The sequence below is a fragment of the Alcanivorax sp. HI0044 genome (assembly GCF_001634945.1).
Window position 1 is genome coordinate 1 of sequence record NZ_LWEZ01001213.1, and the last position, 10,519, is coordinate 10,519.

At 57.5% G+C, this 10,519-nt stretch carries 12 protein-coding genes and 1 pseudogene; 5 read left to right on the forward strand and 8 right to left on the reverse strand.

Going from position 1 to position 10,519, the window contains the following annotated elements:
* Positions 1–521, forward strand: a pseudogene (locus A3730_RS31770) (hypothetical protein); the annotation flags it as partial.
* 44 nt (positions 522–565) lie between these two features.
* Positions 566–1,330, forward strand: coding sequence for an SDR family NAD(P)-dependent oxidoreductase (locus A3730_RS16835; protein WP_063519305.1), 765 nt, complete (start codon positions 566–568; stop codon positions 1,328–1,330).
* A gap of 5 nt (positions 1,331–1,335) precedes the next feature.
* On the opposite strand, the gene A3730_RS16840 is transcribed toward A3730_RS16835, so the two are convergent.
* A complete protein-coding gene (locus A3730_RS16840) occupies positions 1,336–1,569 on the reverse strand; it encodes a hypothetical protein (protein WP_063519304.1) in 234 nt (77 codons plus the stop codon).
* Entirely contained in the window at positions 1,562–1,984 is a 423-nt protein-coding gene (locus A3730_RS16845; RefSeq protein ID WP_063521011.1) for a helix-turn-helix domain-containing protein, read from the reverse strand. The genes A3730_RS16840 and A3730_RS16845 overlap by 8 nt, the downstream gene beginning before the upstream one ends.
* A gap of 64 nt (positions 1,985–2,048) precedes the next feature.
* Here A3730_RS16845 and A3730_RS16850 point away from each other — a divergent pair, with 64 nt between their 5' ends.
* Both A3730_RS16850 and A3730_RS16855 read left to right on the forward strand, forming a co-directional pair.
* Positions 2,049–2,549, forward strand: coding sequence for a DUF2938 domain-containing protein (locus A3730_RS16850; protein WP_063521010.1), 501 nt, complete (start codon positions 2,049–2,051; stop codon positions 2,547–2,549).
* A 101-nt stretch (positions 2,550–2,650) separates the two neighbouring features.
* The gene (locus A3730_RS16855) at positions 2,651–3,016 is read left to right on the forward strand and encodes a DUF6164 family protein (protein WP_063538503.1); all 366 of its coding nucleotides are present in this window, start codon (positions 2,651–2,653) and stop codon (positions 3,014–3,016) included.
* A gap of 21 nt (positions 3,017–3,037) precedes the next feature.
* Here the strand turns inward: A3730_RS16855 and A3730_RS16860 are convergent, their stop codons facing one another.
* The 3 genes from A3730_RS16860 to A3730_RS16870 form a co-directional block, all read right to left on the reverse strand.
* Entirely contained in the window at positions 3,038–3,364 is a 327-nt protein-coding gene (locus A3730_RS16860) for a hypothetical protein (protein ID WP_063521214.1), read from the reverse strand.
* Positions 3,365–3,458: 94 nt separating this feature from the next.
* On the reverse strand, positions 3,459–3,932 hold the full coding sequence (locus A3730_RS16865) for an NYN domain-containing protein (protein WP_063521215.1): 474 nt from the start codon (positions 3,930–3,932) through the stop codon (positions 3,459–3,461).
* A gap of 61 nt (positions 3,933–3,993) precedes the next feature.
* The gene (locus A3730_RS16870) at positions 3,994–4,629 is read right to left on the reverse strand and encodes a TetR/AcrR family transcriptional regulator (protein WP_063521696.1); all 636 of its coding nucleotides are present in this window, start codon (positions 4,627–4,629) and stop codon (positions 3,994–3,996) included.
* A gap of 105 nt (positions 4,630–4,734) precedes the next feature.
* Here A3730_RS16870 and A3730_RS16875 point away from each other — a divergent pair, with 105 nt between their 5' ends.
* Positions 4,735–5,709, forward strand: a complete 975-nt coding sequence (locus A3730_RS16875; protein ID WP_063538505.1) for an SDR family NAD(P)-dependent oxidoreductase — start codon at positions 4,735–4,737, stop codon at positions 5,707–5,709.
* Between the two features lie 216 nt (positions 5,710–5,925).
* Here the strand turns inward: A3730_RS16875 and A3730_RS16880 are convergent, their stop codons facing one another.
* The 3 genes from A3730_RS16880 to A3730_RS16890 all read right to left on the reverse strand — a co-directional run.
* Positions 5,926–6,906, reverse strand: coding sequence for a transposase (locus tag A3730_RS16880; protein WP_063520556.1), 981 nt, complete (start codon positions 6,904–6,906; stop codon positions 5,926–5,928).
* A 164-nt stretch (positions 6,907–7,070) separates the two neighbouring features.
* A complete protein-coding gene (locus A3730_RS16885) occupies positions 7,071–7,814 on the reverse strand; it encodes an isoprenylcysteine carboxylmethyltransferase family protein (protein ID WP_063520555.1) in 744 nt (247 codons plus the stop codon).
* A 48-nt stretch (positions 7,815–7,862) separates the two neighbouring features.
* Positions 7,863–10,519, reverse strand: a 2,657-nt coding sequence (locus tag A3730_RS16890) for an efflux RND transporter permease subunit (protein WP_063538507.1), incomplete at its 5' end; no start/stop codon positions are given.

The window sequence follows — 10,519 nt, forward strand, 5'->3', positions numbered from 1 at the left end:
ACACCTGGATACTGAACACCTCTGACACGGCTTTTCTGGCACCGGTACTGCATCGCCCGGCCAGGGAATCGCTGTGGAACCAGGATAGCTATGGCCTTTACCGCAGCCCCCGACAGGCCCGCCTGGCCCTGGAACACTGGATCAAACAATATCGCCTTTGCCCAAAGGTCTGCGGACTGGAAAGCGGCAGCGGGCCATGCTTTTCGTTTCAATTGAATCGCTGCCAAGGTGCCTGTTGCGGCAAGGAAAGCCCTGGCAGCCACAACCGTCGACTCAGGCAGGCCTTACATGAACACCAAATCCAGGCCTGGCCCTATAACGGCACGCTAGTGATTCGCGAATGCGGGGCAACGGAAGACGACTACCACCTGGTGCATCAGTGGTGTCATCTGGCGACGTTTAACCATGCCCCCGGCGAGGAAGATCTGCACCCCCCGCATGACGTCTGCTTTGATCTGGACAGCTATCGCATGCTCCTGCATTTTCTCAACCGGGGGATCGAGCATTTCGTTATGCCGTAAACCGTCTTCACGGCCTGTTATCCCCGTCCGTACATACTGGTCCCATGACAACGCCCAACACTTCGTCACCGATCCGCCTGATCACCGGCGCCAGTTCCGGCATTGGCCTGGCCCTGACCCGGCATTGGCTAAACCGTGACACTCCCGTGATTGCCGTATCCCGGCGAGCTTCGTCCTGCCCAGCCCTGCTGCATCTGCAGAAACAGGGAATGCCGCTACACTGTATTGATACGGACCTGACCGACGAAACCCAATTGGACGCTCTGGCCCGGAAAATCCGGCAACTGGACCTGGCCCCGGAGCAGATCATCAACAGCGCCGGCTGGCTTCACGACAACGACACCGCACTCAGACCGGAGAAGCGGCTGGAGGATGTCACCCTCCAAGGCCTGCAGCAAAGCTTTGCACTCAATGCCTTTGTGCCCGTGCTGCTGGCCCGGCACCTGATCCCCGTTATGCCGCAGGACCGCCACACCGTGTTTGCCAGCCTGTCTGCACGGGTGGGCAGCATTACCGACAATCATCTGGGCGGCTGGTACAGCTACCGCTCCAGCAAGGCAGCCCAGAACCAGCTGCTGCGTACCCTGGCCATTGAAACCCGGCGCCGCTATCCGAACCTGTGTGTCATAGCGCTGCATCCGGGCACCACCGATACCCCCCTGTCAGAACCCTTCCAGCGCAATGTGCCGACGCACAAACTGTTTTCACCACAACGGTCCGCCCGACAGCTGGCCGCGCTGATTGATGGCGCGGACGACAATGATCATGGGCGCTTTATCGCCTGGGATGGCAGAGACATCCCCTGGTAGGGGGCTCAGTCTTTTCCGGGCTGGGCCTCGTCGACAGACTCCTTCTCCGCCGGCTTCGCTTCCTGGCTACCCGCTCCCGCGTTTGCGCTGTCACCAGCCAGCGAGCCCACGCATAATCGGCATTCCCCGGCGGGCGGCGCAGGACTTTCCACGTAACGCACCCGATGGCGCGGGCCACCCCGGTGACTGGAAAACTGCACATGCCCGGCTTTGCGATCATCCTCATTTCGCTCAACCATGCTCGCGCCTCCCGGCTTTTTCGTGCTTCATGCGTGACGACGCAATATTCATCAATCGCCGAAACTGCCCGCACTCCAAATGACTGGGCGCCGGGCATTTAGCCGCATGGCGGAGACCATCGCGCATGGCTGACAGTTTGCTGATGGTGCTATCCAGCTCATCGGCCTTGGCCACCAGGGCCTGACGATCAATGCTCGGCTCACCACTGGCGTCAAACATCTCGCCGATTTCATCCAGGGAAAAACCGGCCGCGCGCCCCAAGGCAATCAGAGCCAGCTGATCCAGTACTCGGGGAGCGAACAGCCGTTTCAGCCCCCGCCGCCCGGTGGAGGCGATCAACCCCTTTTCTTCGTAATAACGCAATGTGGACGCGGGCACTCCCGCGCGCTTTGCCACTTCAGAAATATCCAGCACAGCCTTGATCTCAAGTCAGCTTGAAGTAGCAGGTTACCACTACACTCTCAACGAGGCACCTGACATGAACCCCCTCACAGCCTGTTTTATCAGCGCCCTGATCATCGGGATTAGCGCCACGCTGGTCATGGATATCTGGGGCGCGTTACGCCAACGGGCCTTTGCTATCGCCGCCCCCAACTACGGCCTTGTCGGGCGATGGATACTGCATATGCGTCACCGCCAATTCCGGCACGATGCCATCAGTCGCTCCGCGCCCATAGCAGGAGAAACCCTCGTCGGCTGGCTGGCGCATTATCTGATCGGGATTGCCTTTGCCGGCCTGCTGCTGGCCTGGCAGGGCACCGCCTGGATCACTCATCCGACCCTCGGGCCTGCGTTACTGATGGGCATTGCCACTGTCGCAGCACCGTTTCTGCTAATGCAACCTGGCATGGGGGCCGGCATCGCCGCCTCACGCACTCCAGCGCCGAACAAGGCCCGGCTGCAAAGCCTGCTTAACCATGGTGTGTTCGGGGTGGGCCTGTATATCGGAGGCTGGATCACTCACGTCATCATCTACTAGGGAGCCTCTGAAAATAGCAGGCAAAAAAGCGCGCAGGAAAATGCGATAATGGCCAGCGAGACAAACAGGAACGACCACGCCCGACCAACCGGTGATACGCCATGACCACACTACTGCTGAATTTACGCCAGGTTCCGGACGACGAAGCCGAGGAAGTGCGCACCCTGTTGAATGAGCAGCAGATCCCGTTCTACGAAACCACGCCGAGCCTGTGGGGGATTTCTTCCGGGGGCATCTGGCTCACCAACCCGCAGGACCGCGAGCGCGCCAAGGTACTGATGGAAGGCTATCAGGAACAACGCACCCGGCGGGAAAGGGAACGGTTTGAGGAAGCCCGGCGCGATGGCACCGTGCCAACGCTGGCTGGCCGCTTGCGCGATCAACCCGGGCGCGCGCTGGGCGTGCTGATCGCCGTCACAATATTGATATTGGTGACACTGGTGCCCTTTTTGACGCTGGGCGAATAATCCCGGTATTTACCTGCTGATTCAGGCGGAAAAGTAATCCTTCATCCACACGAATAGCGTATCCGCGCTCACCTCGGACAAGTTCACCGGTTGGAAATCATCGCCTGCATCCGCGTCCATGGTTCCGAATTGGTAAAGCAGCACACCGGGCTGCTCATCGTGCAATATCAGCAGAATCCGCCCGCGGGTCTGCAGGCAATCGATGGTCATGGCATCGGCAGGAATGCCCACATCGCGCATGCCGCGGCGCACACCGACCACCGGATTAATATGCTCGTAAGCTTGCTGGATGCGCGTATGCGCTTCGGTGATCATATCGGACAAGGCTTCAAGGGCGGCTTCTGACATTGGGGGCTCCTGGCAGGTTAGCTGCACAGAGTAGCAAATTGCGCGAAGACACCACTACCGACCATTACACCGCCACCGATAGAAAGGAACGCCCTTACAATAAAAGCTCGCCTTCTATCGGAATAAACCGGCTGGCAGCGCGAGCCAATGAATCTGCGGTCAGTGGCGCGACGCCATAGACATCCACGTGCTTGCCCTTGTCCACGCGCAGCTTATCCACCAGCAAATCGAAATCACCATCACCGGACACCAGCACCACGCAGTCCACCTCCGCAGCATATTCCAGCGCATCAATGGCGATACCCACATCCCAGTCGCCTTTGGCAGAACCATCGGACCGTTGAATAAACGGTTTCAGTTTCACCTCAAAACCAATCGCACGCAGGATGTTCTGGAATTCACGCTGCTTTTTATCGCCCCGGTCGATGGCATAGGCGATGGCTTTCACTACCTGCCCCTCTGACGTCACGGTGGACCAGAACTTGTTGTAATCGAATCGGCGGTTAAACGCCTGCCGTGTTGTGTAGTACACGTTCTGCACGTCTACCAGTATTAAAACTGTTTTCATCGGGCTCCCGGTTTCACTCAATCACTTATCATTAGTGTGTACAGACTGGGCAATAAAAACCTCAACCCTCAATCAGCCAGGCTGTCATTTTTTCTGCCAGCGCATCCAGTATGCCTTCCGGGTCCATGGCTGGCGGGGCCACCAGCACCAGGTGCATCAGCGTGCCGGCAACGGAAGTGGTCATCAGGTACAAGGTGTGCTGCTGGGCATTCAGGGAATATTGCTCCCGCGTATAATCCAGCCCTGCCATCAAGACCTGCTGTAATTCGATTTCCAACTGCCGGGTGGCCGGCAACTGGTGCAAGTAAGGCACCTGGAAAACCAACACCCGCAATAACGCTCGATGCTTGCGCATTAGCCGGTAAATGGCGCCCAGAAAATATTGCATGGCGCTGTTTAAATCATTGCGACTGTCTGTCAGCGCCAGCCGACCTTCCAGCATGGCCCTGGCCTCTGCCACCATGTCCTGCACTAACCGCGCCACAATGGCATCCTTGCCGGGAAAGTACTCATACACCGACCCGATGCTGACACCCGCCACTTCCGCAATGGCATTGGTGCTAAGCCCGGCGTATCCCCGGGTCTCCAAAATCCGAGCACATGCCTGCACCATCGCCTGAACCGAGGCTTTCGAACGGGCCTGCCTGGGCTCTTTTTTGACAGTAAAATCAGAGACTTTCCAGCGAACCTGCCCCATACAACGCCACTCCTTGCCAACGGAGAAACCCGAGTATTTCCGAGTATATGCTCAGGTTACACTGGATGCATTCGCTCATTCCATGGATCCACTCGAGAGCCCATCATGTCCAATGCCGTGAAATTCAGAACCCCCAAAGTCCTGCCTTACGTAAACAGGCTCCGGGATCACTGGGCCTGGCATCTCAAGCGTGCCGTGGCGCCGGGCAAAGCATTGCAACAGCGGGTCAACGGCAAAGTGATTCTGCTCACCGGCGCCAGCTCGGGCATCGGCGCCCTGGTGGCAGACAAGCTTGCCGATGCCGGCGCCACTGTGCTGCTGGTGGCCCGCAATCAGGAGAAACTGGAAGCGATTGCCCACGCCATCCATCAACGGGGCGGCCAGGCGTCCGTGTACCCCGGCGACCTGTCCAAAATGGAAGAGTGCGATCGCCTTTGCGAACAGGCCCTGCAGGATCATGGCCGGGTGGACGTGCTGATCAACAATGCCGGACGCTCCATTCGCCGTTCCATCAAGTTCACCGTGGGCCGCTTCCACGATTACGAACGGACCATGCAGCTGAACTATCTGGCCTCCATCCGGCTGGCCACGAACTTGCTGCCGGGCATGGAAGCGCGCAACGAAGGCCACATCATCAACGTGTCCACCGTGGGCGTGCAGGCTAACCCGGCGCGCTTCTCTGCCTACCTGGCGTCCAAGTGGGCACTGGAAGGCTGGACCTGGGTGGCCGCCAATGAGTACGCCCACACCAAGGTGCGCTTTTCCTCACTGAATTATCCGCTGGTGCGCACCCCCATGATTGCCCCCACCAAGATTTACCAATACATGCCCGTCATGTCACCGGAAACCGCCGTGAACTGGATGCTGGACATGATCATCACCCAGGACAAGCGCAAGCTGGGCGTGTTCGGCAAAGGCGCACTGGCCATGTATTACCTGTTACCGAAAACGTCAGAATCCATCGTTAATTTCAGTTACCAGAGCCTTTACGAAGAGCCACCCGCCAATTACGTTTCCAGCAAGGTGCGCGCGGGCACCGTGGCCAACACCGGCGACAGCACAAAAAAACGCCGCGCATAAGCACGGCGTTTTTTATTCCATCCAGGACAGGCATAGCATTGATACTGACAGCTTATTATTCAGTTCCTAACGACCCTGCAAGCTTTCCAGCAATTGGTCGATTTCTGCCTTAAGCTCTTTATCTTCAATTTTTTTGGCGCTGACCTTTGCGTCCGCCAGGTTGCTAATGGCTAATCCGGGACACGCATAAATTTAATCAAAAGAGAGCTTGATCAATCAGCATGCGGTCAGGCTTTGTCCCGACACCCATTTACGACCTGTCGAGGCCGCATAGGCTTTCAGTCTTTCCAGGCTGCCGACCGCGACAGGCAGTCTCTGCTTGTGCGGCTGCATATGCCGCAACCATGCCCTTTCATCAATACCAAGCCGATCCAGAATCCCTGCGGCCCGCTCCGAGATTGCGCCACGTTTACCTGCACGCACCGCCCTTCCCGTACTGTCCACGAGCTCCAGATAGTCCATCAGCCGAAAGCGGCAAACCGTATCATCGTGTTCAACTTCCACTGTCTCACTATCCACCATCGGGAGTAGGTGAGGCATTTTCTTCGTTGTCTGGCGACCCTTGATCTCGCTGGCTCGTTGTTGAACCGAGGTATAATCCGAAGCTTCAGGAGTACTGGCCATATCTGCCCGAACAGGATTGAGATCCACATAAGCCATACACTGCAATACGGCCTTTTCATCCAGTAGCGCCTGGCACTTGTAACGGCCTTCCCAGAAGCGTCCCTTACAGCAATCCTCCTCGTTCGCTCGCCGGGCGAGGTATTCATTCAGGCATTTCATGAACCAGCCAAGATCATAAAGCCGCTCACGCCATTGGCCGACGATCTCAAGCGCTTTCAATGCCTCACCACCCTCTGACTGCCCGCTCAGCCAGCGCTTCACAATCAGTGGCCCACTGAATAACCGCATCCATCGCTCAGCGACTTCAGTATCTGACCAGGCCTGCGCCTTCTTCTGATTGAGCCGAACAACAACGTGATAGTGATTGGACATTACCGCATAGGCACAGAGATCAATGGCAAACATCTCACCCAGCACCGCAAGGCGATCCACCACCCATTGCCGGCGATGTTCGTAATCCTGGCCGGAATAGTGGTCCTGACCACACAGGAAGGCTCGCCGCACACAACGGCAGATGCAGTGATAGTAGGGAGTGGAGTCCAGAGAAACCTGGGCATAGCGAGCACGAGTCATGGAGCGCCTCCTTGCTTATCCATGACCCCAAAGATACTGACCATACAAACAGACCAATATCAGACATCGTGCATTTTCAGCGTAGGAGATCTTCCAATTTATGGGTGTCCCCTATTTCCCTTCGATTATCTTCTCCTTCCCTAACGATTTTTCCTTTCGGTATATTACCTGCCAACCTTGGAAAGCCAACGTGTTCGCTTGCTAACCACCCGGAAGAACAAGAACATCCCTCCATTGATTGCCGCAATTATTAGCCAGCGACTATCCAGAATAATTTCCCCCTGGATCATTGTATCTTCGCCGACCTCCATAACAAACAGCAGCAACACTGTCATGGCGACAGTTATATATTCACGACGTAACACCGTTCTCCAACAAAAAGGCAATTCATCAGGCTGGTACTTTCGTAATATTAAAGGGAAGAAAGCCGGCGTTTTTTCTGCCCATTGGCGATATGAATCACCAAATTTTCTCAACAGAAATCTCTCCTCAACAAGAATTACACGTTCGAAGTAAAGCGCGAACGCCAGCACATAGTAAAGGGTTAACCATAAGGAGTGGAGCAATAGAATCACCCCCAAGCCTCCGACAAAATTCCCCAGGTAGAGAGGATTACGAACAATAGAATAAATACCGCGAGTGTTTAGTGAATCCGCCACCTGACTTTTGGTATTACGACCAGAGGTTCTTCGCGGGGTATGTCCAGTAGTCCAGACACGAATCCCAAGGCCCGCCACCACAAACGATATCGCGAACAAGTCCCACCACTGATCATAGGTGTGACTATCCAAAAAATATTGCACATCTATTAAGGCAACTATTACCGCGGGAATCATAAGCACCGCCGGAGCGATACTACGCCATCGAAAAGCCCAGTCACCTTGATTGCACAATGTAGAGTAAAGCATTTTTTCCTCCTAAACCCCCCGGCTGATAACCGCCGGGGGAAGATTAGATTATCGTTGTAACTCGACAGCTTTTTTGCTCGAGAAAAACGCATAAAGACTTGGCAGTACCAGCAACGTTAACCCCGTCGCCGACACTAGCCCCCCGACAATTACCACTGCCAGCGGCCTTTGCACCTCACTGCCCACCCCCGTGGCCAGTAACATGGGAATCAGACCCAGCATGGAAGTGAGCGCAGTCATCAGCACCGGGCGCAGGCGAGACACCGCCCCTTCGAAGATCGCCGTCTCCAGCGCTTCGCCATCGCGCAGCCTGAGATTGATGGCCTCTACCATGACCACGCCATTGAGCACCGCCACCCCGAACAGGGTGATAAAGCCTACGGAGCTGGGCACGGACAGGTACTGGCCGCTAAGGGCCAGGGCGAGGATGCCGCCAATGAGTGCTAGAGGAACGTTCACCAGAATGAGAGCGGCCTGGGCCACGGAGCCGAAGGCGAAGTAGAGCAACAGGGCGATCAGGCCGACCGCCACTGGCACTACCATGGCCAGCCGTTGCTGGGCGCGCTGCTGGTTTTCGTATTGGCCGCCGATGTCCACGCTGTAACCGGCGGGCAGATCCACTTCGCTTTCAATGGCCTGCTGGATGTCGGCGACCACGGAGCCCATGTCACGACCGGCCACGTTGGCCTGGATAACCACGCGGCGCTGCACGTCGTCGCGGCTGATCTGCGGCGGGCCGGAGACCAGCGACACATCCGCCACATCCATAAGCCGTACCCAGGCACCATCGGCGGCCTTGAGGCGCAGGTTGCGGATGGCTTCAGCATCCTTACGGGCGTTTTGCTCCAGGCGCACATAGATGTCGTAGCGTTCGTTGCCCTTGATCACCTGCCCGGCGCTGCCGCCGCCCAGGCCGTTGCTGACCAGATCCATGACCTGATCCACACTCAGGCCGTAACGGCTGAGGGCGTTGCGGTCCGGGGTGACCACCAGTTGAGCTTCACCGGCGATCTGTTCCAGTTGCACATCGGTGGCGCCGTCGACTTCCTTGACGGCCTGAGTGATGGCTTCGCCTTTTTCCTGCAGCACGTTGAGATCCGGGCCGAACAGTTTGATGGCGAGCTGGGCTTTAACGCCGGAGAGCAGTTCGTCCACGCGCATGGCGATGGGCTGGGAAAAGTTGAGCAGCAGACCGGGATGCTTTTCCAGTTTCTGCTGAATTTTTTCCTGTAGCTCAAGCCGGTTGCTGGCGCTTTCCCATTCGCTGACGGGTTTCAGGCCGATATAGATTTCCACGTTGCTCACCGGCTCCGGGTCACCGCCGATCTCGGCGCGGCCTACCCGGCTGAGGGCGTAGGTCACTTCCGGGAAGGTCATGATTTCCTTTTCCAGTTTTTCACCGACTTCCAACGCGGTATCGAGACTGGAGGACGGTGCCAGGGTCACGCGCAAGGCCAGGGTACCTTCTTCCAGTACCGGCACGAATTCGGTGCCGATAAAGGGGGTGGTCGCCAGCGCCAACGCGAATAACCCCACGGCGGTGCCGACCACCACTTTACGCGCCTTCATAGCCTTGCCGAGCACGGTGCGGTAATGCCCCTCCAGCCAGTTCACCAACCGGTTGGGCTTTTCTTCCACGCCGTTGCGGAACAGGAAACCGGCCAGCGCCGGCACCACGATCAGCGCTACCAATACAGCGGCAGTCATGGCCAGCATGATGCTGATGGCCATGGGTACGAACATTTTTGCTTCCACCCCTTCGAAGGCGAACAGGGGCAGGAACACCACCAGGATAATGCTGGCGGCGAAGAACACCGGGCGTGCCACTTCCTGGGCGGCGTCTTTCACGCGTAAGGCAATGCCGCCTTTGGTGTCGTGGCTACCCTCTTTTCGGCTCAGATGTTTGAAGATGTTTTCCACCATCACCACGGAGCCATCCACCAGCATGCCGATGGCCACGGCCAGGCCACCCAGTGACATCAGGTTGGCGGACATGCCCAGGCTGGCCATCGCCAACAAGGCCAGGCCGATGGAGAGCGGAATGGACAACAATACCAACGCGGTGGCGCGCAGGTTCATCAGGAACAGGGCCAGTACGATGACGATAAACACAAACGCCAGCAGCAAGGCGGTAACCACGGTGCTCACTGCTTTTTCCACCAGGTCCGCCTGATCGTAGAACACCTCGAACTGCACACCCTCCGGCAGGGCCTGCTGGATGCGCGCTTCGCGCTCCTTGATGCCATCAATGGTGGCCTTGGTGTTGGCGCCCATGCGCTTGAGCACAATGCCCGCCACCACTTCACCTAACGCTTGCGGTTCACCGTTGGCATCGCGGCGGGTCATGGTGAGCGCGCCCTGACGGATCTCGCCGCCGAATTCCACTTTCGCCACATCACTCACGCGCACCTGGGTGCCGTCCACTTCCTTGAGGGGAATGGCGGCAATGTCGCCGAGCCCTTGCTCGCCACTGCCGACCCAGCCCATGCCACGAATCACCAGTTGCTCGGCGCCGCGATCCAGATACCAGCCACCGGCGTTGCGGTTGTTGGCGGCAATGGCATCCATGACCTGTTGCAGGCTCAAGTCGTAGGCGAGCAACCGGGTGGGGTTCACGTTGACCTGATACTGGCGCACTTCACCGCCATAGCTGAGCACATCGGTGACGCCGCCCACGGGCATGAGCAGCAGTTTCACCACCCAGT

Coding starts and splice junctions, on each gene's coding strand:
- A3730_RS16855 (WP_063538503.1), top strand. CDS start 2,651: ATGACCACACTACTGCTGAATTTACGCCAGGTTCCGGACGACGAAGCC.
- A3730_RS16840 (WP_063519304.1), bottom strand. CDS start 1,569: ATGGTTGAGCGAAATGAGGATGATCGCAAAGCCGGGCATGTGCAGTTT.
- A3730_RS16870 (WP_063521696.1), bottom strand. CDS start 4,629: ATGGGGCAGGTTCGCTGGAAAGTCTCTGATTTTACTGTCAAAAAAGAG.
- A3730_RS16835 (WP_063519305.1), top strand. CDS start 566: ATGACAACGCCCAACACTTCGTCACCGATCCGCCTGATCACCGGCGCC.
- A3730_RS16850 (WP_063521010.1), top strand. CDS start 2,049: ATGAACCCCCTCACAGCCTGTTTTATCAGCGCCCTGATCATCGGGATT.
- A3730_RS16880 (WP_063520556.1), bottom strand. CDS start 6,906: ATGACTCGTGCTCGCTATGCCCAGGTTTCTCTGGACTCCACTCCCTAC.
- A3730_RS16885 (WP_063520555.1), bottom strand. CDS start 7,814: ATGCTTTACTCTACATTGTGCAATCAAGGTGACTGGGCTTTTCGATGG.
- A3730_RS16860 (WP_063521214.1), bottom strand. CDS start 3,364: ATGTCAGAAGCCGCCCTTGAAGCCTTGTCCGATATGATCACCGAAGCG.
- A3730_RS16865 (WP_063521215.1), bottom strand. CDS start 3,932: ATGAAAACAGTTTTAATACTGGTAGACGTGCAGAACGTGTACTACACA.
- A3730_RS16875 (WP_063538505.1), top strand. CDS start 4,735: ATGTCCAATGCCGTGAAATTCAGAACCCCCAAAGTCCTGCCTTACGTA.